Raw genomic sequence first — 25167 nt, forward strand, 5'->3', positions numbered from 1 at the left:
ACAGCGCCGGGGCGCTGGGTTTGGGGGAAGACATTTTGGCAATTTACAGCCGTACCGTGCCGGGTGTTTCCGGTTTGACCGGAAAGGGGGCAGTACGCCCGGTGGTTCGTGTCATGAAGGCCGCGTTGATGGCGGGCACCATGATGGGGGTGGGGATATGTGCGCCGATGGTGGCATCGGCCCAGCAGGCCCCAAATAGCGTGCAGAGCGAACAGCAAAGCAACCCGCTGGAAAATGTTATTCGCCAGGAACAGCGCCAGAAACAGATCAACGAATTTAATGGCTTTGAACTGCCTGAAATCGTTGATGGCAGCCCGGATTTCACCCCGCCCAAGGCCGGAACCGGTGCAAAATTCACCGTGCAGCGCTTTGACATCAACCGTTCGGAAATCCTTGAAGACCAGACCATTCGCGACGTTTTGCAAAAATATGTCGGCCGTCCGCTTTATCTGGCGGATCTTTACGACATGCTGGCAGAGTTTAACGAGCTTTATCACCAGAAGGGTTTTGTCACCGCGCGCGCCTATATCCCGCCGCAGAAAATTGCAGGCGGCGAGGTGCGGGTTATTCTGGTGGAGGGGCGCGTTGGCCGTGTTCGGGTCGAGCAGAATGACTATATGCGCGAAGATTACATCACCAGCAGCCTGCATATCGAGCAGGGTGACCTGGTAAGCCTGGATGTGCTGGAAAAGGCGCTAAGCCGGTTTAACCGCCTGCATCAGACCAAGCTGACTGCCAAGCTGGAGCCGGGCGAAAATTTTGGCCAGACCGATATTGTCGTGACCGCCAAAGAACCGGACCGGATGGCCTATTCGCTGTTTCTGGATAATTACGGCGCGCTTTCGACCGGGCACCGGCGCAGCGGCGGTTACGCCCGCGCCAACAGCGTTTTTGGCATCGATGACCCGTTGACCGTGGGTGTAACGGAATCACGCGGGTCGCGGTCGGTATTTACATCCTATGAACTGCCGGTAAATGCCTATGATACACGCCTGTCGGTCGGATATACGCAAACGCGCATTCACATCATCGATGGTCCCTTCGCCGATGACCCGGCCGACCCCGATGTGTATGGCCAGACACAGCTGATTTCAGCAACGTTAAAGCAGCCCTTTGTGCTGTCACCCCACTGGCTGATGAACCTTGATTACAGCTATAACGGCAATATTTCCTACACCACCTTTGGTGCGGCGCTGACGGAAACCTGGATCAACCGCCATTCCATCGGCGTTGATTTTGACTATCTGGGTGATACCGGTTTCTATTCATTCGGGTTGCGTGGCCATCGCATGTTTTCACATATTCGCCAGGCCGCAACCGAATATCGTGTGACCAGCAAATATACCGCCGATGCCTTTGCCTATCAGCAATTGGGTGGGCCTTTTACCGCGCAGGTTACTGCCGGTGGCCAAATGACAAAGGACCGCGTCCTTCCCCCGGCAGAGCAGTTTTCAGTTGGTGGGGTCGGCACCATGCGCGCCTATGAACCCGGTGCGTTTTCGGGCGATGATGGCTATTTCATCAATACCGAACTGCATTACAATTTCAATTTCCCGACCGCCTTCTGGAAAGACCAGCCGCAAAACACCCAGGCCAGCATTTATGTGTTTTTCGATCATGCCGGGGCATTCCGGTATCGTGACGGGTCGCAAAATGACCGTTACCGCCGCGAGGACTTCACCAATGGCACCGGTATTGGTGTGCGGGTGAATAACTTTGTGGGCATTGCTTCGCTTGATGCCGCCTATTTCCAGGACCTGGATTACAACACCAATAATGACGAAGCCCGCAAACCCAGCTTTTTGATGAGCATGCGGTTGAATTTCTGACCAGCGATTTCGGGCAGTTTTGCCCCTGTCAGCCAATAGAAAAGCCCGGCAGAACATCCTGCCGGGCTTTTGTTTGAGAGGTAACCGATGCGTTTGGCGCGGTTATGCGCCGGGTTTTACGGCCGCGCCGGTTTGCAGTGATTGAACGGCGGCATCGGCCAGTTCAAGTGCCTTTAACCCGTCTTGCCCGCTGGGGAAGGCAACATTTTCGCCGGCCAGCATGTTGCAGAACGTTGTCAGTTCAAAGCGGTAGGCATCGGCATAACGCTGCATGAAGAAATCCAGCAGCGGTTCGGTGGTATAGCCATCGCCATTGGCAATGGTCACCGATGTTGCCCTGTGGTTTTCGGCCTGAACCATGCCCTTGGAACCATGTACCTCGACCCGCTGGTCATAACCATAGGTCGCCCGGCGCGAATTGGTAATGACAGCCATTTTACCGCTGGCGGTGCGCAGCGTTGCCGTGGCGGTGTCCACATCGCCGGTTTCGTTGATCGCCGGGTCGGTCAGAACGGCACCGGTGGCAAAAACCTCGGTGACTTCTTCACCCAGAAGGAAACGTGCCATGTCGAAATCATGGATCATCATGTCGCGAAACAGCCCGCCGGAACGTTTGATATAATCAACCGGCGGCGCGCCCGGGTCGCGTGATGTGATTTGCACCAGTTCCACATCGCCCACATTGCCTGCGCGAATTTCGGCATGGACACGGGCAAAGCTGGGGTCAAAACGGCGGTTGAAACCAACCATCAATTTCGCCCCGGTTTCCTCGACGACTTTAAGGCAGGCGCGTACTCGTTCGGCCGACAGATCAACCGGCTTTTCACAGAAAATCGCCTTGCCCGCCTTTGCTGCCAGTTCGATCTGGTCGGCATGAAGGTCAGTCGGGGTGGCAATGATAACCGCATCAATGGCGGCATCGGCCATAATTTCCTCGACCGTGGCACGTTTGGCGCCGGTCAGGGCGATGGCATTTTGTGCCGCGGCATCCACCGGGTCGTAAACCGCGGCGATTTTTGCGTTGGGAACACCCAGAACAGCTTTGGCATGGGTGATGCCGATACGTCCGGCACCCAGCAGTCCGATATTAAGCATGGCTATGGTCCTTAACCAAGGGTCGGCATGGTGAATTCAGGGTCGGTGCGCTGGCCGCTGGGCCAACGGGTGGTGGTGGTTTTAAGCCGGGTAAAGAAACGAACACCTTCCATGCCATGCATGTGGTGATCGCCAAAAATGGACGCCTTCCACCCGCCAAAGGAATGGAATGCCATGGGCACGGGGATCGGCACGTTAATGCCAACCATGCCCACCTCGATATCCTGGCTAAAGGCACGGGCAACATCGCCATCACGGGTGAAAACCGCCGTGCCATTGGCATATTCGTGGCTGTGAATAAGGTCTATTGCCGACTGGTAATCGGGGCGGCGCACCATCGAAAGTGCCGGACCAAAAATTTCCTCGCGGTAAATTTTCATATCGGGCGTGACATGGTCAAACAGGGTGCCACCAATATAATAGCCGTTTTCATAACCCTGCTTGTCCTGGCGGAAGGTGCGACCATCCACCACAACTTTTGCACCTTCGGCTTCGCCGCTATCAATATAGCCGCGCACCTTTTCAAGGTGCTGCTTGGTGACAAGCGGCCCCATATCCGATGCCTTGTCGGATGCCGGGCCAATTTTCAGGGCTTCAATTTTCGGCACCAGCTTTTCAACCAGTGCATCGGCAACCGCGTCGGTTACGGGGACGGCAACCGAAATGGCCATGCAGCGTTCACCCGCCGAGCCAAATGCCGCGCCCATCAGGGCGTTAACGGCCATATCCAGGTCGGCATCGGGCATGATAACCATGTGGTTTTTCGCCCCGCCCAGGGCCTGGACCCGTTTGCCGTTTGCCGTGCCGGTTGTGTAAATATATTTCGCAATCGGGGTGGAGCCGACAAAGCTGATGGCTTTGACATCGGGGTTGTTCAAAAGCGCGTCAACGGCTTCCTTGTCCCCCTGCACCACGTTGAAAACACCGGCAGGCAGGCCAGCCTCGGTCAACCATTCCGCCATCAGAAGCGACGCGGACGGGTCGCGTTCGGATGGTTTAAGAACAAAGGTATTGCCGCATGCCAGGGCGACGGGGAACATCCACATCGGCACCATTGCCGGGAAGTTGAACGGCGTAATACCGGCGACCACACCCAAAGGCTGGCGAACGGAATGGCTGTCTACGCCAGTGCCGACATTTTCGGTAAATTCGCCCTTCAAAAGGTGCGGTGCACCCGTGGCAAATTCCACCACTTCAAGGCCACGGGTTACTTCGCCCAGGGCATCGTCATGGGTTTTGCCATGTTCGGCGCTGATGGCTTCGGCCATCTGGTCGGCACGATCCCACAGGATCATTTTAAAACGGTCCAAAATACGCGCACGACGCAGCGGCGGCGTTTTGGACCATTCCTGCCAGGCTTCCTTGGCAACGGCAACGGCTTTGTCAATTTCGGCGGTTGATGCCAGGGCGACGGTTTTTTCAGCTTCGCCCGTTGCCGGGTTAAAAACATCCTGCGACCGGCCCGAGGTGCCGGCAACATGTGCGCCATTGATGTAATGGGCAATCTCGGTCATGGGTAAAATCCTTTGGTTTTGGGCTTCGCGCGCCAGTTTCCTGTTCATTTGCTGTCGCGCTGAAAAATCCAGTCATGGTCCGGGTGGTTCTGGAAACGCCATTTGCGCATCGGCCCCGCCATGACATTGAGGTAATACATCTCGTAGCCATAGGGTGATCCACAGGGATGGTGGCCTTTGGGCACCAGCACCACATCGCCGCTTTGCACGGCCATGGTTTCATCCAGTTCGCCGTCTTCGGTAAAGACGCGCTGGAAACCAAACCCCTGTTCCGGGTTCAAACGATGATAATAGGTTTCCTCAAGATAGGTCATCTCGGGGTAATTATCCTCGTCATGGCGGTGCGGCGGATAGGACGACCAGTTACCCTGCGGGGTGAAAACCTCGGTTACCAGCAGGCTGTCGGCAACATCGCTTTCTTCCATCGCAATCGGGTGGATGTAACGGGTATTGGCACCTTTGCCACGTTCCACCATTTGCACGTCCTTGATAACGCGGGCAGGATAGTTGCCCTTGCCCGGTGCAGTGCATACCGCAAGGGTGCATTTGGTGGTGGCCTGTGCGGTCCAGGTGCTGTCATTTGGCGCGTAAACGCAATGGGGGGACGTGCGTTCAAACACATTCATGCGCTCGCCCAATACACCGAATTTCTGCTCATCAACCGAAATGTCGGCTTTGCCTTCGACCAGCACCAGAATGACTTCGCGATCGTCCGTGGCTTCGGATGCTGTTTCACCCGGTTCCAGGTGATAAAGCCCGAAACCGACATAGCCCCAATTGGCCGATTGGGCGGTAATGTCATGGACTTTGCCATGCGTTCCGTTGGGTTTGCGTAGAAGGTCGGCCATCAGGCGTCTCCTTTGTCCAGTCCGGTGGTTTTGGCCATCGCACGAAGCGATTTCAGGCCAAGGGTTTGATATTCAAGCGGGTTGCGAACGGCGGGGTCCTGTTCGGCCTCAATTACCAGCCAGCCGCTATAACCATGTTCGGCGGCAATTTTCAAAACCGGTTCAAAGGAAACTTCGCCTTCGGCATCACCCGGAACGGTAAATACGCCGCGCCGCACCCCTTCAAGGAAGCTAAGCTTTTCGCCTTCGACCTGTGCGCGAACGGCAGGGCGCACGTTTTTGCAGTGAATATGGCCAACCCGGTCCATATATTTGCGTGCGACTTCTTCGGGGTTGGCACCGCCAAACAGGGCGTGGCCGGTATCAAGCAGCAAATGTGTTGCCGGGCCGGTATGTGCCATCAGGGCATCAATTTCATCGGCACTTTCAACAATGGTACCCATATGGTGATGGTACACCAGCGTAATGCCCTGATCGGCGCAATATTGGGCGATGGCTTCAACATCGGCACCAAATTTCGCCCAAAGATCAGCCGGTAAAACCGGGCTTTCGGCCAGTGCCACATTGTCATTGCCATGAATGGCATTGGATGTTTCGCATACAATGCACACCTTGCAGCCCATGGCCTTTAACAGGTCAAGATGCGGCTGAATGGCTTTCTTTTCGTCCGCGACCGAATGGGCCAGCAGGTTTAACGAATGCCAGCCCGAAACAAATTTAAGGCCGTTTGGTTCAAGGGCAGCCTTCAGGGCAGCGGGTTCGGTCGGCATTTTGTGGCCTTTTTCAATGCCGTCAAAGCCGATCTCGCCTGCCTGTGCCAGGCAGGTTTCAAGGGAAATATCCGCGCCAAGGGTCTGGTCATCATCGTTGGACCAGGCAATGGGGTTGGTGCCGTAAAGAATCATGGTGGCTTAATCTCCGGGGCGCTGGTTTTTCAGCGCGTTTTGATAATTGCTGCGGGCTTCATTCACACTGGGGCGAACGGAAACTTCGGGTACGGCAACGTCCCACCAGTGCCCGCCTGCCTCGGTCGAGGGCAGGGGGTCTGTATCAATCACGATGGCATAGGATCTGGTTGCTGCACGCGCGCGGGTAATGGCCTCTTCCAGTTCGCCAATCGACGATACCTTTTCGGCAATTGCGCCCATTGATGCGGCGTGCGCGGTAAAATCAATCGCGGATGGTTCAACATGGCGGGCGGTATCAAGCAGGTTATTGAAGCTTTCGCCGCCGGTTGCCATTTGCAGCCGGTTGATGCAGCCAAAACCGCGATTATCCAGAATAACGGTGATAATCTTGTGGCCCAGCATTACGCTGGTCGCCAGTTCGGAATTCATCATCATATAGGACCCGTCGCCAACCATCACGACAACGTCCTGGTCGGGCCGGGCCATTTTAACACCCAAACCACCGGCAATTTCATAGCCCATGCAGCTATAGCCATATTCAACATGGTAGCCATTGGGTTTTGCCGTTTTCCAAAGCTTGTGAAGCTCGCCGGGCAGGCCGCCTGCGGCACACACCACAATGCCGTTTTCATCCAGGCTGCGCTGTACCGCGCCAATCACCTGGGCATCGGTGGGCAGGGCATTGCCGGTGGGGGTGGCGGTAACGGCATCAAGTGCGGCAATCCAGTCACGTTTCAGTGCGCTATCGGGCTGTTCAAAGCAATGATCGCCCAATGCATCGGAAAGGTCGTTCAAAATGACTTTGGCATCGCCAATAAGCGGCAGGGCATTGTGTTTGTTGCCATCAAAGGCGGCAATGTTGATGCCCAGAATGCGCCGGTCGGGGTGTTTAAACAGTGCCCAGCTACCGGTGGTGAAATCCTGCAGGCGGGTGCCAATCGCAATGATCAAATCGGCATTTTCGGCAACGGCATTGGCACTGCTGGCGCCGGTGACACCGATGGAACCCAGGTTTAACGCATCATCCCACGGCAGGGCCGATTTGCCTGCCTGGGTTTCGCCAACCCCAATGCCGTGTTTATGGGCAAAATCGCGCAGTGTTGCGCAGGCATCGGCATAATGCACGCCACCCCCGGCGATAATGACCGGGTTTTTCGCCTGTTTGATGGCTTCAACCGCAGCGGCCAGTTCGTCCTGATCGGGGCGCGGGCGGCGCGGCTTCCATGTTTTGGGGGCAAAAAAGCTTTCCGGCCAGTCATAGGCTTCGGCCTGTACATCCTGGCAAAAGGCCAGGGTGACGGGGCCGCAATCGGCCGGGTCGGTCAGGGTTGCCATGGCGCGCGGCAGGGCGGTTAACAAATGTTCGGGCCGAGCAATACGGTCGAAATAACGGCTGACGGGCTTAAAGCAGTCATTGGCGCTGATGGTGGCATCGCCAAAATCTTCGATCTGCTGCAAAACCGGGTCTGGTGCGCGGTTGGCAAAAACATCACCGGGGATCAGCAGCAAAGGCAGGCGGTTGACATGGGCAAGGGCGGCAGCCGTTACCATGTTTGTCGCACCCGGGCCGATCGATGTGGTCACAGCCATGGCACGTTTGCGGTTTGATGCCTTGGCATAGGCAATGGCGGCATGCGCCATGCCCTGTTCATTGTGGCCGCGCCATGTGGGCAATGCATCGCCAATACCGTGCAGGGCTTCGCCCAGCCCTGCGACATTGCCATGGCCAAAAATGGCCCAGCACCCGCCGAAAAACGGCACGTTATCGGCGTTATATTGCACACTTAAATACCGCACCATTGCCTGGGCGGCAGTCAAACGAATGGTGTTCACGCCGTTCCTCCGATATTTTTACGTGCCTGGTCCCACGAAAGGCAAAGGGCACGGTATTTGTCCGCCATTTGTGTGATGGCGGTTTGATCGTCGATATCCCCGGTCAGCCATTCACGGGCTGTACCGGCAAAAATGGTGCGCCCCACGGCAAAGCCACGAACCAGTTCATGGCGTGCTGCGGCCTCAAAGCTGGCGGCAAGTTCTTCGCTTGGCGCTTCAAGGCCCAGAACCACCACGCCCCGGCAATGGGGATCATTCTTTGCAATCGTGTCGCAGGCATGGCGCCATGCGGCATCGCTTTTCATTGGTTCGAGTTTCCACCAGTCGGGATAAACGCCAATGTCGTAAAACCGCTGAATGATCTTTGCCGTCGTTTCATCATCGCATGGTGCAACTTTTGATGGAATGATTTCGAGCAAAAATTCAAGGCGATTGGCCCGCCCGGCATCAAATAACCGCAGGATGGTTTCTTCCTGCTGGGCCTTCATCGCGGCGTCATCATCGGGATGATAAAAACACAGAACCTTGATCACGTTTTCAACCGGCCATTCGGCCAGTTTGCTGCCCAGATCCGGGCCGATTTCCAGTTGAAGCGGGCGCGAACCCGGCAGTTCCACCGGCCGGCCAATCCAAAGGCCCTGGCCCGCGGCGGCATAAAGCGCATCCCGGCCCAAACGCCCGTCACATAACAGGCCATAACCCGGCCTGCCATCGGCAACCTGTTCAACCGCATTCAGGCACAGCTTTTTAAACGGGCCGATTTTGTCATGCGGTACGCCAACTTCATCGGCCAGGTCTTCCAGCTGCATGCGGTGGTCAAAGGCGAAAACGCGCATTTCCGGCCAGTCACCGGTGCGGTTGGTGGCCCAATGCACCTGTTCAAGCTCCGCATCATGGCGGAGCGCCGGGGTTTTCATGCCGCGCTTAAAGAAAAACTGTAATTCTTCCCAGCTTGGATAGGCCGGGGTGCAGCCATGGCGCGAAACGGCAAAGGCCCCGCAGGCATTGGCATATTTAAGGCTGGTTTCCCAGTTTTCACCACTTAACCAGCCTTTCAGCAGGCCCGACATAAACCCGTCGCCAGCGCCCAGTACATTAAAAACCTCAACCGGGAAACCGGGGCCGGAAATGCCGTCATCCAGGCTATCGCCAATGTCGCCATCAAAGGCCGCCGCCCCCATCGGGCCACGTTTGCAGACCAGTGTGGCTGATGAAATGGCGCGCACATTGCGCAGGGCGGCCAGCGTATCGGTCGTGCCCCCGGCAATATGGAATTCTTCCTCGGTGCCAACAATCAGGTCAAACAGATGCAGGGTTGCCTGCAATTCCGCCGTGACCTTTTCCGAAGCAATAAAACGGTTTTCACCATCCCCATGCCCTGAAAGCCCCCACAGGTTGGGGCGATAATCGATATCAAGGGCGGTTTTGGCCCCGTTCTGGCGTGCCAGATCAAGTGCCTTGAGAACGGCCGCACGGGTGCGCGGATGTGAAAGATGGGTGCCTGTTACAGTAACACAGCGGCTTTGCGCGATGAAATCAGGGTCGATATCATCCTCGCACAGTGCCATGTCGGCACAGTTTTCGCGGTAAAAAATCAGCGGAAACTGTTCCTGGTCGCGAATGCCCAGCAGGACAAGGGCGGTCAGGCGTTCGGGGTCGGTAACGACCCCGCGCACATCAACCCCTTCGGCAACAAGCTGTTCACGGATGAAACGGCCCATATGTTCGTCGCCAACCCGCGTGATCAGGGCCGATTTCAGACCAAGCCTTGCCGTGCCGCACGCCATATTGGTGGGGGACCCGCCAATATATTTGTTGAAGGATGCCATGTCCTCCAGGCGGCCGCCAATCTGGGCTCCGTACAGGTCGACCGATGAACGGCCGATGGTAATGACATCCAGGGTCATCAGATGGTTCCTCCCAGCGATCCTTCAAGTTCGGCAAGCTCCTGCCCGCCGGCCATCAGGTCCTGCAATTCTTCGGGTTGGATTTCGCCGCGCTTGGCGGTGCCATGCGTTTGTCCGCGGTTCAGCACGGTGAAACGGTCACCCACGGCCATGGCATGGCGCACATTGTGGGTAATAAACACCACGCCAATGCCTGCCTTGCGCACGCGGTCAATGGTGGCGAGAACGTTGGATGTTTGCCGCACGCCAAGGGCCGATGTCGGTTCGTCCAGGATCAGGACCTTTGCGCCAAAATGAACCGCCCGGGCAATGGCAACACTTTGCCGTTCACCGCCGGAAAGGGTGCCAACGGCCTGGTCTGCCTCGCGCAGATTGATGCCCATGCGGTGCATTTCTTCAAAGGTGATGCGATTGGCGGTTTTGAAATCGATCCATTTGAACGGGCCAAAGCCCTTGCGCGGTTCGCGGCCCATCCAGAAATTGCGGGTTACCGACATCAGCGGGATCATCGCCAGATCCTGGTAAACTGTGGCAATACCGGCCGACATGGCATCACGCGGGGTGGTAAAGGTGATTTCCTTGCCATTGACGCGAATAACGCCACCGGTTGGTTTATGCACGCCAGACATGGTTTTGATGAAGGTCGATTTGCCTGCACCATTATCGCCCAGCAGGCAGTGGCATTCACCGGCATAAACATCGAAGGAAACACCCCCCAGCGCAATCACGGGGCCAAAATGCTTTTCGATATTGTCCATTTCAATCAGCGGGGTGGCCATCACCGTTCTCCTGTAATCATGCGGCGGATATAGGTGTTCATGATCACGGCAAGGATCAGGATCGTCCCCAGGAACACACGGAACAGCGAGCTTTCAGCCCCGGCGAAAAACAGGCCCTGCTGCACGACACCAAAAATCAGCGCGCCAAGGGCGGCACCTACAACCGACCCGTATCCACCGGTCAGAAGGGCACCACCAATCACAACACAGATGATGGCTTCAAATTCCTTGAGAAGGCCACGGTCTGCTGCGGCTGATCCAAATTCCATCACCTGGCAGGTAGCAAATACGGTGGCGCAAAAGGCGGTAAACATGAACATCATGATCTTCACACGGTCGACGGGCACGCCAACATAACGTGCGGCCTTGGCATCGCCGCCTGATGCGAAAATCCAGTTGCCAAAACGGGTGCGTGTCAGAACGAAATGGGCAAAAATCACCAATACAATCGCCCACACCACCAGCATCGGAATCCCTTCAACAATCGGCTGACCGGCACGGGTGCCACGGGTGAATGTTCCCACCCAGCCCATATCGCCAAACCATTTGAACAGGTCCTTGAAAATTACGCCGCCAAACAGAAAGGCCAGCGGGTCGCCTACGGCGGCTTCTTTCACACCGCCAATAATGGTCTGGCGGGTGGTGGTAATTGACAGCCAGATCGTCAGGCCACGCAGAATATAAAGAAATGCCAGGGTGACAATAAAACTGGGAAGGCCGGTCTTGATCACCAGGAACCCGTTCAATGCGCCAATTGCCATGGCAATGACAAAGGCTGCAATGATGGCGGCCCATACCGGCCAGCCCATATGAACGGAAAGAATGGCAATGACGACGCCGGAAAAACCGATCATGGAACCGACCGAAAGGTCAAATTCGCCGGCAATCATCAAAAGACAGGCACCCACTGCAATAATTGCAAACTGTGCCGAAACGACAGTCCAGTTCTTTATGCCTTCGGGCGCGAACATGCCGCTGTCGCCCGCAATCATCAAAAAGAACACAAAAACCAGAATTGCACCGCAAATCGCGCCCAGTTCGGGCCGGATCATGGCACGACGAAGGCTTGAGACTTGCTTTAATCGCTCGTCCGTCATGGCATTACTCTTGAATTTCAGAAGGGAGAGTTGCCAGGGGGCGCGTTACGCAGCCCCCTGACGGGAGGATAGGAAAGATTAGCGGTATTCGCCCGCGTATTTTTCAACCAGGCTGATATTGTCCTTGGTGATGAAACCAGGGCCTGAATTGATATCGCCGGACGGCAGAACGCCATAACGAACATAGTTCGTCAGGATCACGACCGGCAGGTAACCCTGCAGGTAGGGCTGCTGGTCAATCGCAAAGCTGATATCGCCTTTCTTGATGCCATCGGCAATTTTGGCCGACAGGTCAAAGGTGCCAAACGGAACGGCACCGTTCAGGCCCAGTTCACGCAGGGCATCCAGGGTCGGTTCAGCCGAGTTCGGGCCAAGTGCCAGAACCGCGCCAACATCCTGATGGGCATTCAGATAGGCCGAAACCTTGTTTTTCACTTCCGACGGATCAAGGCCGGTATCGATCATCTGGTCGCCCAGATCGGTGCCGATTGCATCGGCAAAGCCACGGCAACGTTCAACCGATGCCGGGTTGGTGATGTAGTGGTTCACACACAGGAAGGATTTGACACCCTGTGCCGCCATGCGTTTGCCCGCGCCAAAACCGGCATCATATTCGGGCTGGCCAACATGCATCAGCGCGCCCAGTTCATGGGACTGGTCAACCGTACCGGAATTGATGGTGATAACCGGAATACCCTTGGCAACCGCGTCTTCGATCGGGCCTTTCAGCACGTTGAAGTCGGCAATGGTGACAATGATGCCATCGGGGTTGGAAGCGGCCGTCTGCTGGACGATACGGGCCATATCGGCAAGGTCGCCGGTCGGCGGGTTACGATATTCAACATTCACATCCATCTGGTCGCCAGCAACCTTGATGGCATTCTTGATCACGTTCCACCAGCTATCGGAATCCGGTGCATGGCTGATCAGGACAAAATTTTCGCCCTCGGCCTGTGCGGAGGTTGATGCCGTTGCCAGCCCGGCAAATGCCACGGTGGCGGCCGCAATGGCGGTCAGTGTCTTTTTCATCTTCATCTTGGTCTTAGCCTCCCTATTCGGCTTTTTCTCGGAACACCGTTGTAGGATCGGTGTGATGGTTCCTTGCCGTTGTCTCGGCATTTTGCGTAACGGTTTCTTGTTGCGGCGGACCGCTTGGCAAAAAGGGAAAGCCGTAAACTTTCCCTTCATGTTGTGGATGGAATTTTTATTCCATAAAAAATGAAATGCAACAAAATTTTCTATTTTGTTGTTTTGTCGCGGCGCGCGCCAATGGCAACAGCAAGGGAAATCGCCAGTGACAGGGTGGCAGACAGGGCACGGAACGCCCCCACATCCACCTCGCTGACATGCAGGGTCAGGGCGCGCAGTTTCTGTAGCGGGCTGGTCAGGGTGTCGGTTATTGCCACCACCTCATTGCCGAGTCCGTGGGCATATTGGGCCAGTTCCACGGTTTCCTGGGAATAGGGGGCAAAGGTAATGGCGATCAAAACGTCGCCTTTGCGAATGGCATAACGGTGGTTCAGCTTGCCCACACCGTCATGGAAGACGGCGGGAATATCCATTTTTTCCAGCGCATAGGACAGGTAGGACGCCACCGGAAACGCTCGCCTGAGGCCGATAATATGGATCATCGGCGCGTGGGCGAGAATATCAACCGCGCGTTCCAGCGTTTGCGGGTCAATCGATGACGCCAGATTTTCCAGTGAAATACGCCCGGCCTCGACAAATTCCGCCAGAAGGGCGCTGGGGCTGTCTGCGCCCGATGCTTTCAGGTTATCCAGCCGGGTGGCGTAGTCAGGCCATTTAAGGGCATAGGTTTCGCGAAACATTTTCTGCATTTCGCTAAAGCCGGAAAAACCCATCAACTGGCAAAACCGCATGAAAGCCGAGGGCTGCACACCCGCTGCCGCCGAAAGTTCCGCCACCGTTGAAACGGCAATGCGGTCGGTATTCTGTGCGACGTAATCGGCGCATTGGCGCAGCCGTTTTGGCATGGATTCGGAAATATCAAGCAGGCGGTGGTTGAATTCTTCCAGGGATACGGGCGCGGTTTGGTCGCTCATGCGGTGCCTTTTTTGTTTTTTCTTGACGGATGACATGTTCCATGGTCATCCAGAATATAGAACAAAAATTCTATTTTTATTTGGGCGAGGAGTCTAGGAAAATGAGCAGCATTGGCATCGGCCTGATCGGGACCGGTTTTATGGGCAAGGCGCATGCGCTGGCATATCGCTCGGCAAAGGCGGTGATGGGTGATGTGCCCGATGTGCGGCTGGAACTGTTATGCGAGCAACCCTTTGACAAGGCTGAAAAATTTGCCGACCAGTTCGGCTTTGCCCGCGCGACCGATAACTGGCGCGACCTGTTGAATGACCCGGCGATTGATATCATTTCCATCACCACGCCCAATATGCTGCATCATGAAATGGCGCTGGCGGCCATTGCGGCGGGCAAGCATGTTTATTGCGAAAAACCGCTGGCCCTCACGCTGGATCAGGCGCGCGAAATGCGCGATGCCGCGGCAAAGGCCGGGGTAAAAACCATGGTTGGGTATAATTATATCCATAACCCGGCCTTTACCCATGCTTGTCGCCTCATCAAATCTGGTGCGATTGGCCGGGTTGTTCATTTCCGGGGCTGGGTGGACGAAGATTACCAGGCTGATCCCAACCTTGCCTGGACCTGGCGTAGCACCCTTGCCGATGCCGGGCTGGGCGCACTGGGTGATATGGGCTGCCATCTGGTTTCCATGGCCTATGGCCTGCTTGGCCCGATTGATAATCTGGTCGGGGATATGCAAACCGTGCATCAAACCCGCCCGCTTTCCGATGGCACGGGCAGTGCCGCAGTGGAAAATGAGGATACGGCGACCGCACTTGTCCGTTTTGCATCGGGCGTGCAGGGCAGTATTTCAACATCGCGTTCTGCCTGGGGCCGCAAAAGCCGCCTGGCCTGGGAAGTGCACGGAACCGAAGGCATGATCTGCTATGACCAGGAACGCATGAACGAATTGCAGCTTTACCAAAATTCCGGCAATCCGGCCGAACAGGGCTTTAAAACCATCCTCACCAGCCCGCATCACGCGCCTTATGGCAATTTCTGCCCGGCGGCGGGGCATCAGCTTGGCTTTAATGACCTGAAGGTTATTGAATGCGCCACCTTCCTGTCTGCGCTTGCCAAAGGCGAGGATGCCTATCCCAATTTCAACGATGCCTTTGAATTTGAAAAGGTCATCCACGCGGTGGCAACATCTGCCCGCGAAGACCGGCGTGTGAAACTTGCCGATTTTGACTGATCACCTGTTTGGGAATGTTTTGTTTCGGGCGGTCAATATGGCCGCCCGTTGGCGTTTTCATGCACATTCATTGCACGGCCAAGCCTTCAAAATCCTTCAGCACGTTTAACACAATCGATGTTTTTACATGCTGGACGGAATCATGGGGTAGCAGCACGTCATTCACAAAACGCGAAAGGTCGTTCAAATCGCGGGTGACGACTTTTAAGTGGTAATCCATTTCCCCGGTCAGGGCATAGGCCTCTAGCACTTCCGGTAAATCGGCCAGCAATTCGCCGAACCGTTTGGCATTGTCGCGGTTGTGCGTGGCCAGCGTTACCGAAATCACCACCATCAGGCCCAGCCCCAGTTTCTGACGGTCAATCGCGGCGTGATAGCCGGAAATATACCCTTCGGCCTCCAGCCGGGTGCGCCGTCGCGAACATTGCGAGGGTGACAGCGCAATGCGTTCAGACAGTTCATTATTGGTCAGCCGGCCATCCTTTTGCAGTTCGGCCAACAGTTTCAGGTCCATTTTATCAAGATGCGTCATTTGTGCGCCATTTTATGTATTGGTGCGTGTTTCGTGTAAAATTTTGGCAAAACGGCCCAAGAATGCAAGCACATTGTACGCGATTGGGCGCAAGATTATGGGCAGTTAATAATTAGACAAATCCAAAATCAGGAGACTTCCCCATGGGTCCGTTCCCGCACGATGCCCCCCGCGCCACCATCAGCGCAGATAACCCTGCTGGCACCGATGGTTTTGAATTTGTTGAATTTTCCCATGATGATCCCGAAAAGCTTGCCGTGCTTTTTGACCGCATGGGATATGTGCCGGTTGCCAAACACAAAACCAAAAACATCACTGTCTGGCGCCAGGGTGATATCAATTATATCGTTAATGCCGAACCCGCATCACATGGCATGAAATTTGTGGAAAAGCACGGTCCGTGCGCACCGGCAATGGCATGGCGTGTGGTCGATGCCAAACATGCCTTTGACCATGCCGTTGCCAACGGGGCGGAGCCTTATAAAGGCGATGATAAAACCCTTGATGTTCCGGCCATTGTTGGCATTGGCGGTTCGCTGATTTATTTCATCGATCAATATGGTGAAACCGGTTCGGCCTATGACGCCGAATTTGACTGGATCGGCGAACGCGACCCGAAACCGGAAGGCGTTGGTTTTTATTTCCTCGACCATCTGACCCACAATGTTTATCGCGGCAATATGGATAAATGGTGGGATTTTTACCGCAATCTGTTCAACTTCAAACAGATCCATTTCTTTGATATCGCCGGGAAAATGACCGGCCTTGTCAGCCGGGCCATTACCTCGCCCTGTGGTAAAATCCGTATTCCGCTTAATGAATCCACCGACGATAAAAGCCAGATCGAGGAATACCTTAAAAAGTACAAAGGCGAAGGCATCCAGCATATCGCCGTTGGCACCGATGGCATTTACGAAGCGACCGACAAGCTGGCCGCTAATGACCTTAAATTCATGCCCGGCCCGCCGGAGGTTTATTACGAGCAATCCTATGCCCGTGTGAACGGCCATGAGGAACCGATTGAACGCATGAAAAAGCACGGCATCCTGATCGATGGCGAAGGCGTGATCAATGGCGGCATGACGAAAATTCTGCTGCAAATTTTCTCGAAAACCGTGATCGGGCCGATCTTTTTTGAATTCATCCAGCGCAAAGGTGACGAGGGCTTTGGCGAAGGCAATTTCCGCGCACTGTTTGAAAGCATCGAAGAAGACCAGATCCGCCGTGGCGTATTGAAGGTCGATGCCGCCGAATAAAAATTCCATTTTGGGAAACGTGCAGCAAAAAGCCCGGGTCGCATTGCCGATCCGGGCTTTTGTTATGTGGCATTGTATTGGGGATTATCATGCCAGGGCTTTTTCAAAATAAACGCGGTTAAAGCCGTCTTCGTTTCGGCGGCCGGTTTCGATATATCCAAGATGCGGATAAATCGCCAAATTTTCAGTCATCTTTTCATTGGTATAAAGCCGCACATGGGAAAAGCCCTGTTGTCGGGCTGTATCCTCGCAAAAGGCCAGCAGGCGTTTGCCAATGCCGCGCCCGGCATGGTCCGGTGCCACGGCAATGTTTTTCAGCATCATGGCGATGGCATCATCGGGGTAAAAAACGACGAAGCCTGCCGGCTGGTCATTGTCATCACACGCCACATAAATCTGCCCGGCGGTAATTTGGGCGACGAAATCGGCGGTCATGGGGGCGGGTTTGCGGCCAATCACGGCGATGTAACGCTGATAGGCGGCAATTGCACAGGCACGAATGGCGGGTTCATCGGCGGGGCGGGCAGGGCGGATCATGGCGTTTCCAGTTAATTGCGCCACCAGAATTTCTTATGGTGGCGCGGGTAAATCAACCGGGTTTTATGGGGTATGCGGGGTGTCAGCCCCCCAGCCCCAGGGTATGGGGCAACCACATGATCAGACCGGGAATGGCGATCATAAGGATCACGCGGATAAAATCGGCCGCCAGAAATGGCAGAATGCCGCGTGAAAGGGTGGTGATTTTCATGTCGGGTGATACACCCTGAATGATAAACAGGTTCATGCCGATCGGCGGGGTGATCAGGCCGATTTCCACGACCGAAACCAGCACAACACCAAACCAGACCGGGTCATAACCAACTCCGGTAATCACGCTATAGGCCGGGACAACGGTTAGCAAAATCATGGAAAGGCTATCCATGAAGCAGCCCAGAACCACATAAAACACCAGAAGCGAGACCAGAACCGCAAGCGGTGAAAAACCCTGGCTGGTGATCCAGTTGACCAGTGTTTGTGTCAGCCCGCTGGTTTCAATAAAGAAATTGAAAAGCGCCGCGCCAATCAGGATCAAAAAGATCATGCCGGTCATGCCTGCGGTTTCGCGTATGCCGCTGCGCAAAACCGTCCATGTCAATTTCCGGCGCAGACCAGCAAATAACAGCGCGCCACCGGCACCAACGGCCGCCGCCTCGGTCGGGGAAAACAGGCCGGCATAAATGCCGCCAATCACCAGCAGGATCAAAACAATCGCATCCCACATGCGCAACAGCGCACCCCAGCGTTGCGACCATGGGGTATAGTCACTGACCGGGGCCAGTTCCGGGTTGCGCATCACCTGCAGGCGGATCGATGCGATATAAAGCAGCGTTGCCAGAACACCTGGGATCATGGCACCGGCAAATAACGCGCCAATCGACTGTTCGGTCATCAGCGCGTAAATCACCAGCAAAATGGATGGCGGGATCAAAACGCCCAATGTGCCACCCGCCGCAATCGATGCCCCGGCCAGGCTTTTGGCATAGCCCCGGCTTTGCATTTCGGGCAATGCGACCCGGCCCATGGTGGCACAGGTGGCAAGGGATGACCCGCAAATGGCGCCAAAAATGGCACTGGCCCCAACGCTTGATGCCGCAAGGCCCCCGCGCCGGTGCCCGGCAAAGGCCGTTATGCCGCGAAACAGATTGCCCGATAACCCCGAATGCGATGCAAAAACCCCCATAAAAATAAACAGGGGCACGACCGACAGGCCATAGGGGAAAATCGCCTCAAACGGCAGGCTTGCCATCACATAGCTGGCCGATGTCCAGTCCATCAGCAGCAGGGTGCCGCCAATGCCCACCAGCGCCATTGCAACCGCGACAGGAACCCGCAGCAATGCCAGCCCCAGGGCGACTACAAAACCAATAAGTCCGGCCCATTCCGTCGCCATCAGATCGTCTCGCCCGTAAAGATAAATTTCAGAAATTTCACAAAACAAACCAGCCCTGAAAGAGCCAGACCACTTAGCAGGAACACCCAGAACAAAATCATCGGAATGGCAAGGTTTTGCGACACATCACCATAGGCGAGCTGTTCCATCGCCCGTTCCCAGGAAAGGTAAAAAAGAAACGCCATCAATGCCGCGCCTGTAAGCGGGATCAACGCATCAATAACGGTAAAAAAGGCGCGGAAATGCTTTTTGCCAAACAGGTCAACCGTCACATGGGCCCCGGTGCTAAAGGCATGGGGGATCGCCCAGGATGCCGCAGCCATCACGCAAAACTGCGTTAAATCGACCGCACCGATAAAGGATTGCCCGCCAATCCGGCGCCAGACAATATCAATCACCACCACGGCAATCGCACCAATCAGGGCGGCCATCCCAGCAAAGGCAAAAATATCGGTGATGCGCGTCATCGCGCCATCAAGGCGGCGAACCGCAGCACGAAGCTGCGGTTCATCATGTATGTCGCGGGGCTGGTTCATTTGCCATCTGCGTGATATTTGGCGTCAAATTTGGCGACCAGTTCCTGGGCGCGTTTGTAAATCGCTTCGGGGTCTTTAACCCCCTTGGATTTCAAACCATCCAGATAATCCTTGATCATGGGCTGAACGGCATCTTTCCATTCGGCACGGGTTTTATCATCAATCTGGATGATTTCATTGCCGTGCTTTTCGGCGTCGGCCTTGCCGGCGGCTTCCCATTTATCCCACCAGTCGCCAAATTTCGCGACCAGCGGATCGCCGGAAATTTCATCAATTGCCTTTTGCACATCGGCGGGCAGGGAATCAAATTTCTTCTGGTTCATCAGGAAGTAAAAACCGGCAACATAGGCCCCGGCATCGGTATGGTATTTCAAAAGTTCGTTGGCTTTCACCGCATTGACCAGGTCCCAGGTGGTGACCAGACCATCGATATTGCCCTTTTGCAGGTTTTCATAAATGGCCGATGGCGGCAAACCAACCGGCGACGCACCATAGGATTCCAGCATGGCTGAAACCGCGGGGCTTGGCGTGCGCAGGCGCAGGCCTTTCAAATCGTCAAGTGCGCGCACCGGTTTATCCAGCGTATGGATCAGCCCGCCTTCGTGGGTAAACAGCGCCAGAACCTTGAAGCCCTGATAATCGCTGCCCAGCATGCCTTCCTTATAAAGGTTCCACAGGGTTTCCGACCCTGAATCGGCATATTTCACCAAGAACGGCATTTCAACGATGGAAGCGGCCGGATAACGGTCACGCGGAATACCGTTCAGGCCAACGGCCATGTCGATAACACCGGCTTTGACCTGGTCGGCCTGGCGGTCAATTTTACCAAAGGCTGATGTCGCGTCATAAATTTTGACCTCGACCTTGCCATTGGTTTTTTCTTCCAGCTGCTTTGCCCAGGGTTCCAGAAAGTCCTTCTGAAAGCCATGGCTGGGCGGCAGGTAATGGCTGATTTTAAGGGTAATGTCGGCGGCATTGGCGCAGGTGGCACCCGCCAGCGCCGTTGCACCGGCCAAAAGGCCGATCACGGTTTTACGCAAACTCAGACGTTTCATTGTTCTCTCCCTGTTGATTTTCTGTGTGGTTGCGGGCGTGGCCATGTGGCCCGTTTCGCAACCTCCCCAAATGACGGGTATTTGATGTTGGATTATTCCGGTGCGGCGGCACCAAAGGCAGGCAGGCTTTGGCAATGGGCATCGACGGCGCAAATTGCCGGGTAGGCGGCAAGGTCCACATCAAACCGGCGGGCATTGTAAACCTGTGGCACCAGGCAAACGTCAGCCAGCGTTGCCTGTTTGCCCAGGCAGAACGGGCCTTCATCGCGATGTGGTGCAATGAGTGCCTCAAGTGTATCAAACCCGGTTTTGATCCAGTGATGATACCAGTCCAGCTTTTCATCTTCCGATGCGCCCAGCGTGCCGGTGATATATTTTAAAATGCGCAGGTTATTTAACGGGTGAATATCACACGCAATGGTATGGGCGATTTCACGTACCCCAAGTGCTGCCAGTGCATCCTGCGGGATCAGGCGTGGGGTGGGGTATTTAACGTCCAGCCATTCAATCAGCGCCAGGGACTGGCCAAATGTTTTACCACCAAACTGAAAAGACGGCACCAGCCCCGATGGCTCGACCGCCTTATAGGGGCTTGCTGCCTGTTCGCCGGTGCGAAGGTCGATCGTGGTGACGGTTTCGGGCTGCAATCCCTTTAAATTCAGGGCAATGCGCACACGATACGACGCCGATGACCGGAAATAATCGTAAAAGGTTAGGTCGTTCAGTTTCATCCCTGGCTCTTTTTTTAATGTGGCCTTGGCTGCGTTGGCTTTTCGCCCACTCCGCACGAGAAAATCGCATTTCCGACATTTGGCAACCCCACCCGCGCAGGCGGTGGATTTGGTGTGCTTGCATCCCGATACGCGATTTCCTCTTTCAGATTGGAATTATGCTATATATAATGAATTACGCAATATGAAATTTTAACAGGCTTTTTGTCATCGTGACCACAACGCAGCCCATCACCCCCAATGACCCCACCGTGATTGATCTGGCGGGCGAAGAAACCGGCGATACCCGCAAGGGCATTCAGTCCATCGAGGTGGGCGGGCGCATCATTTCGGCATTGTGCGATTTTCAATATCCCGTCCCGCTCAAGGACCTGGCGGCGGCCGTTGGCATGTCCGCGGCCAAGGTGCACCGCTACCTCACCAGTCTGGCGCGCATCGGTCTTGCCTATCAGGACGACCAGTCGGGGTTGTATGGGTTGGGGCCGATGGCGTTGCGCATGGGGCTTTCGGCGATTGAACGCAATGATGTGGTGATGCGGGCGGGGCGGCTTTTGCGCGCACTTGCGCTTGAATGGCGTTCATCGGGGCATCTTGCCATTTGGGGCGAACGTGGCCCGGTCCTTATTCGCACCGAACATGGCGGGCCGCCGGTGATTTCAACCATGGGGCTGGGCACGGTGATGCCGCTGTTGCGTTCGGCCACCGGGCAGGCCTTTTTGGCGACCATGCCCCGTTCGGCGATTGAACATGTCATTCACGCCGAGCAGGAAATCCTGCATTGGGATGATCAAAAGGTCGCCGGGCTGATCACCGAAACCCAGGCCCGCGGTGCCGCCGTGATTGAAGGCGACATTGTGCCGGGCCTTTCAGCCATCAGTGCGCCGGTTTTTAACCTCGATGGTTCGGTTGCCTGCTGTGTCACCCTGATGAACCCCAAGGCCAATTATTTCCAGCCGGGCTACCCGCCATTCGAGGCGTTTTTGCGCGAAATCGCCCGGTTCAACCATGATTGGGGCGGGCGCGAACGCGCTACGTCATAACTGTTCGTTGGCGTTTACCGTCACATGTTTTCAAGCTTGGCAAGGAGGTCAATCAGCGTATCAAAATCCCGCTCGCCAAGATGGGCACGGACCTTCTGGTTATAGGTAATGCCGGCCTCTTTCAGGGATGCAAAGGCGCTTTCGCCCTGTTTGGTCAGCGTGATCAACGCAATACGGCGGTCGGTTTCGTCCTGCTGGCGTTTAAGCCAGCGGCGTGCCTCGATCGAGGTGACGGCGCGTGAAACCTTGGTTTTATGCAGGCCGGTGCGGGTGCCAATGTCGGTTGCGGTTTGCGGGCCATACTGGCCCAGCGTTGCCAGCACCCGCCATTCCGACCGGGTCATGCGGTATCTGTCGCGGTAAATATCGCGAAAACCGAAACTGACCTTTTCGCTGGTGTGATGCAGCACAAAGGGCAGGAAACCATGCAGGTCAAATTTTTCTGTCATCACGTTTGATCGCTGTTTGATAGTTACAAAAATTATAGTTACGTCTGTAACTATATCAAATAATGTTAGGGAGAAGACAATGGCCGATCACATTGTTTCTGCAAAAAAGAACCCGGAAGAAAAGGCGGGCGCATTGCAATATATGTCGGGCTTTGGCAATGATTTCGAAACCGAATGCCTGCCCGGCGTTTTGCCACAGGGGCAAAACAGCCCGCAAAAATGCAGCTATGGCCTGTATGCCGAACAGCTTTCAGGCTCGCCCTTTACCGCGCCGCGCGGCACCAATGAACGGTCCTGGCTGTATCGCATTCGCCCCAGCGTGCGCCATAATGGCAAGTTTGAAAAACGCGATTTTCCTCATTGGAAAACTGCCCCCTGCCTGGATGATCACAGCCTGGCACTGGGCCAGTTGCGCTGGGACCCGGTTGAAATGCCATCGGCTGCGACCGATTTTATTGCCGGTATGCGCACCATCACCACGGCGGGTGATGCGATGGGGCAGGCGGGCATGGCCAGCCATGTTTATGTCTGCAACACCGACATGGTTGATGATTACTTCTTTAATGCCGATGCCGAACTGCTGGTGGTGCCGCAAATTGGCACGCTGCGCATCTTTACCGAACTGGGCATTATGGATGTCGCCCCGCTGGAAGTTGCCCTTATTCCGCGTGGCATGATGTTTAAGGTATCCATCATTTCGGCCGGGCCGGATGGCGGTGCGCGTGGTTATGTTTGTGAAAATTACGGTGCCAAATTCACCCTGCCCGAACGCGGGCCGATTGGTGCCAACTGCCTTGCCAATCCGCGTGATTTCAAAACACCCGTTGCTGCCTATGAAGACAAGGAAACACCCTGCCGGGTATTGGTTAAATGGTGCGGGCAATTCCACGCCACCGAAATCGGCCATTCGCCGCTTGATGTTGTTGGCTGGCACGGCAATTACACGCCGTTCAAATATGATTTGCGCACATTTTCGCCAGTTGGCGCGATCCTGTTTGATCATCCCGATCCGTCGATTTTTACGGTGCTGACGGCCCCGTCGGGCGAGGTCGGTACGGCGAATATCGATTTTGTCATTTTCCCGCCGCGCTGGATGGTGGCGGAAAATACCTTCCGTCCGCCTTGGTATCATCGCAACATCATGAGCGAGTTTATGGGCCTGATCGAAGGCCAGTATGACGCCAAGGAACAGGGCTTTGTGCCAGGCGGCATGAGCCTGCATAACATGATGCTGGCGCATGGCCCCGATACCGAAGGCTTCACCAAGGCATCGGAAAGCGAGCTTAAACCGGTCAAGCTGGAGGGCACGATGGCGTTCATGTTTGAAACCCGCCTGCCACAGCAACTGACCCGATTTGCCGCCGAACTGCCTGGCTTGCAGGATGATTACCAGGATTGCTGGCAGGGCCTTGAACGCCGCTTTGATGGCACGCCTGAAGGCCGCCAGGACTAGGCCAAATTTTACTATTGGAAATATGATTTCAAATAAAGACCGGACATACCCGGCAAGGAGACAGGACCCATGAAACTCGCCACCCTGAAAGACGGCAGCCGTGATGGAAAACTGGTCGTGGTATCACGCGACCTTGGCCGCTGCGCCCCAATTGATGGGGTGCCAACCCTGCAATATGCCCTTGATAACTGGGCATCGATGCAAGGCAAACTGGCAGATGTGACCGCAAAGCTGGAAGCTGATGCATCCTTTGGCGATGCGTTTGACCAGGCAAAAGCCCATTCGCCGCTGCCGCGTGCCTTTCAATGGGCGGATGGTTCGGCATACGTTAATCATGTCGAACTGGTGCGCAAGGCGCGTGGGGCGGAAATCCCAGAAAGTTTCTGGACTGATCCCCTGATGTATCAGGGCGGATCAGACAGCTTCCTTGCCCCGCAGGACCCGATTGTGCTGGGCGATGAAGCCTGGGGGATTGATATGGAAGGCGAGGTCGCGGTGATTACCGATGATGTCGCCATGGGTGCCACCCCTGAAGAAGCCCGCAAGGCCATCCGCCTGATCATGCTGGTCAATGATGTGTCCCTGCGTGGTTTGATCCCGGCGGAACTGGCAAAGGGATTTGGTTTTTTCCAGTCCAAGCCGTCATCGGCCTTTTCGCCGGTTGCCATCACGCCCGATGAACTGGGCGATGCCTGGGACGGTGGCAAGGTGCATTTGCCCCTGAATGTGGATTTGAATGGCAAACCCTTTGGCCGGGCCAATGCGGGCATCGATATGACGTTTGATTTCGGCCAGCTTGTTGCCCATGCGGCCAAAACCCGCCCGTTAAGTGCGGGCAGCATTGTGGGTTCGGGCACGGTTTCAAATAAACTGGACGGTGAACCGGGCAAACCGGTGGCCGATGGCGGGGCGGGTTATTCCTGCATTGCCGAAATCCGCATGATTGAAACCATCCGCGATGGCAAACCTACCACACCTTTCATGCGCTTTGGCGATCGCGTCAAAATTGAAATGTGCGATGCCAGCGGCAATTCCATCTTTGGCACCATCGACCAGACGGTTGAAAAATATAACGGATAA

The 25167-nt window shown here is 55.4% G+C and carries 23 protein-coding genes; 6 read left to right on the plus strand and 17 right to left on the minus strand.

All coding sequences use genetic code 11. The annotated features are described in order from the left end of the window. Window positions 1-35 precede the first annotated feature (35 nt). Window positions 36-1829, plus strand: a complete 1794-nt coding sequence (locus tag CSC3H3_RS21710) for a ShlB/FhaC/HecB family hemolysin secretion/activation protein (RefSeq protein ID WP_133125842.1) — start codon at window positions 36-38, stop codon at window positions 1827-1829. Window positions 1830-1931: 102 nt separating this feature from the next. Here CSC3H3_RS21710 and iolG read toward each other — a convergent pair whose 3' ends face one another. From iolG to CSC3H3_RS21760, 10 genes are all read right to left on the minus strand, one after another. Next, window positions 1932-2924, minus strand: a complete 993-nt coding sequence (gene iolG / locus CSC3H3_RS21715) for an inositol 2-dehydrogenase (RefSeq protein ID WP_101286507.1) — start codon at window positions 2922-2924, stop codon at window positions 1932-1934. An 11-nt stretch (window positions 2925-2935) separates the two neighbouring features. After that, the gene (locus CSC3H3_RS21720; RefSeq protein WP_101286508.1) at window positions 2936-4438 is read right to left on the minus strand and encodes a CoA-acylating methylmalonate-semialdehyde dehydrogenase; all 1503 of its coding nucleotides are present in this window, start codon (window positions 4436-4438) and stop codon (window positions 2936-2938) included. Window positions 4439-4482: 44 nt separating this feature from the next. Next, complete coding sequence (gene iolB, locus CSC3H3_RS21725; protein WP_101286509.1) at window positions 4483-5286, minus strand: 5-deoxy-glucuronate isomerase; 804 nt, start codon at window positions 5284-5286, stop codon at window positions 4483-4485. Then, the gene (gene iolE / locus CSC3H3_RS21730) at window positions 5286-6191 is read right to left on the minus strand and encodes a myo-inosose-2 dehydratase (protein ID WP_101286510.1); all 906 of its coding nucleotides are present in this window, start codon (window positions 6189-6191) and stop codon (window positions 5286-5288) included. The genes iolB and iolE overlap by 1 nt, the downstream gene beginning before the upstream one ends. Window positions 6192-6197: 6 nt before the next feature. After that, a complete protein-coding gene (gene iolD / locus CSC3H3_RS21735; RefSeq protein WP_101286511.1) occupies window positions 6198-8027 on the minus strand; it encodes a 3D-(3,5/4)-trihydroxycyclohexane-1,2-dione acylhydrolase (decyclizing) in 1830 nt (609 codons plus the stop codon). Then, the gene (locus CSC3H3_RS21740; RefSeq protein WP_101286512.1) at window positions 8024-9934 is read right to left on the minus strand and encodes a bifunctional 5-dehydro-2-deoxygluconokinase/5-dehydro-2-deoxyphosphogluconate aldolase; all 1911 of its coding nucleotides are present in this window, start codon (window positions 9932-9934) and stop codon (window positions 8024-8026) included. The genes iolD and CSC3H3_RS21740 overlap by 4 nt, the downstream gene beginning before the upstream one ends. Next, window positions 9934-10713: an ATP-binding cassette domain-containing protein gene (locus CSC3H3_RS21745; protein WP_101286513.1), complete on the minus strand. Its 780-nt coding sequence runs from the start codon at window positions 10711-10713 to the stop codon at window positions 9934-9936. The genes CSC3H3_RS21740 and CSC3H3_RS21745 overlap by 1 nt, the downstream gene beginning before the upstream one ends. Continuing rightward, the gene (locus tag CSC3H3_RS21750) at window positions 10713-11810 is read right to left on the minus strand and encodes an ABC transporter permease (RefSeq protein ID WP_101286514.1); all 1098 of its coding nucleotides are present in this window, start codon (window positions 11808-11810) and stop codon (window positions 10713-10715) included. The genes CSC3H3_RS21745 and CSC3H3_RS21750 overlap by 1 nt, the downstream gene beginning before the upstream one ends. Window positions 11811-11888: 78 nt before the next feature. Next, window positions 11889-12839 (minus strand): sugar ABC transporter substrate-binding protein, encoded by a 951-nt coding sequence (locus CSC3H3_RS21755; protein ID WP_101286869.1) that lies wholly within the window; start codon window positions 12837-12839, stop codon window positions 11889-11891. A gap of 209 nt (window positions 12840-13048) precedes the next feature. After that, window positions 13049-13873, minus strand: a complete 825-nt coding sequence (locus CSC3H3_RS21760; RefSeq protein ID WP_101268781.1) for a MurR/RpiR family transcriptional regulator — start codon at window positions 13871-13873, stop codon at window positions 13049-13051. A gap of 101 nt (window positions 13874-13974) precedes the next feature. Between CSC3H3_RS21760 and CSC3H3_RS21765 the strand changes: the two genes are divergently transcribed. Further along, on the plus strand, window positions 13975-15105 hold the full coding sequence (locus tag CSC3H3_RS21765; RefSeq protein ID WP_101268779.1) for a Gfo/Idh/MocA family protein: 1131 nt from the start codon (window positions 13975-13977) through the stop codon (window positions 15103-15105). 67 nt (window positions 15106-15172) lie between these two features. Here the strand turns inward: CSC3H3_RS21765 and CSC3H3_RS21770 are convergent, their stop codons facing one another. Beyond that, on the minus strand, window positions 15173-15637 hold the full coding sequence (locus CSC3H3_RS21770; protein WP_101268778.1) for an Lrp/AsnC family transcriptional regulator: 465 nt from the start codon (window positions 15635-15637) through the stop codon (window positions 15173-15175). A gap of 143 nt (window positions 15638-15780) precedes the next feature. Here CSC3H3_RS21770 and hppD point away from each other — a divergent pair, with 143 nt between their 5' ends. Beyond that, the gene (hppD, locus tag CSC3H3_RS21775) at window positions 15781-16893 is read left to right on the plus strand and encodes a 4-hydroxyphenylpyruvate dioxygenase (RefSeq protein WP_101268776.1); all 1113 of its coding nucleotides are present in this window, start codon (window positions 15781-15783) and stop codon (window positions 16891-16893) included. An 87-nt stretch (window positions 16894-16980) separates the two neighbouring features. On the opposite strand, the gene CSC3H3_RS21780 is transcribed toward hppD, so the two are convergent. The 5 genes from CSC3H3_RS21780 to maiA all read right to left on the minus strand — a co-directional run bounded on the left by CSC3H3_RS21780 (window position 16981) and on the right by maiA (window position 21145). After that, on the minus strand, window positions 16981-17430 hold the full coding sequence (locus CSC3H3_RS21780; protein ID WP_101286515.1) for a GNAT family N-acetyltransferase: 450 nt from the start codon (window positions 17428-17430) through the stop codon (window positions 16981-16983). A gap of 82 nt (window positions 17431-17512) precedes the next feature. Further along, window positions 17513-18823 (minus strand): TRAP transporter large permease, encoded by a 1311-nt coding sequence (locus tag CSC3H3_RS21785; RefSeq protein WP_101286516.1) that lies wholly within the window; start codon window positions 18821-18823, stop codon window positions 17513-17515. Continuing rightward, window positions 18823-19359 carry a TRAP transporter small permease gene (locus tag CSC3H3_RS21790; RefSeq protein ID WP_101286517.1) on the minus strand — a complete coding sequence of 179 codons (537 nt, stop codon included), beginning with the start codon at window positions 19357-19359 and terminating at the stop codon, window positions 18823-18825. The genes CSC3H3_RS21785 and CSC3H3_RS21790 overlap by 1 nt, the downstream gene beginning before the upstream one ends. Beyond that, complete coding sequence (locus CSC3H3_RS21795) at window positions 19356-20414, minus strand: TRAP transporter substrate-binding protein (protein ID WP_101286518.1); 1059 nt, start codon at window positions 20412-20414, stop codon at window positions 19356-19358. The genes CSC3H3_RS21790 and CSC3H3_RS21795 overlap by 4 nt, the downstream gene beginning before the upstream one ends. A gap of 92 nt (window positions 20415-20506) precedes the next feature. After that, window positions 20507-21145 (minus strand): maleylacetoacetate isomerase, encoded by a 639-nt coding sequence (maiA, locus tag CSC3H3_RS21800; protein ID WP_101286519.1) that lies wholly within the window; start codon window positions 21143-21145, stop codon window positions 20507-20509. Between the two features lie 212 nt (window positions 21146-21357). On the opposite strand from maiA, the gene CSC3H3_RS21805 reads away from it, so the two are divergent. After that, entirely contained in the window at window positions 21358-22185 is an 828-nt protein-coding gene (locus CSC3H3_RS21805; protein WP_245881434.1) for an IclR family transcriptional regulator, read from the plus strand. Between the two features lie 20 nt (window positions 22186-22205). On the opposite strand, the gene CSC3H3_RS21810 is transcribed toward CSC3H3_RS21805, so the two are convergent. Next, a complete protein-coding gene (locus CSC3H3_RS21810) occupies window positions 22206-22634 on the minus strand; it encodes a MarR family winged helix-turn-helix transcriptional regulator (RefSeq protein WP_101286521.1) in 429 nt (142 codons plus the stop codon). A gap of 79 nt (window positions 22635-22713) precedes the next feature. Between CSC3H3_RS21810 and hmgA the strand changes: the two genes are divergently transcribed. Further along, window positions 22714-24087, plus strand: a complete 1374-nt coding sequence (gene hmgA, locus CSC3H3_RS21815) for a homogentisate 1,2-dioxygenase (protein WP_101286522.1) — start codon at window positions 22714-22716, stop codon at window positions 24085-24087. Window positions 24088-24156: 69 nt separating this feature from the next. Then, a complete protein-coding gene (locus CSC3H3_RS21820; protein ID WP_101286523.1) occupies window positions 24157-25167 on the plus strand; it encodes a fumarylacetoacetate hydrolase family protein in 1011 nt (336 codons plus the stop codon).

The organism is Thalassospira marina (assembly GCF_002844375.1).
In the GTDB taxonomy this organism is placed as follows: domain Bacteria; phylum Pseudomonadota; class Alphaproteobacteria; order Rhodospirillales; family Thalassospiraceae; genus Thalassospira; species Thalassospira marina.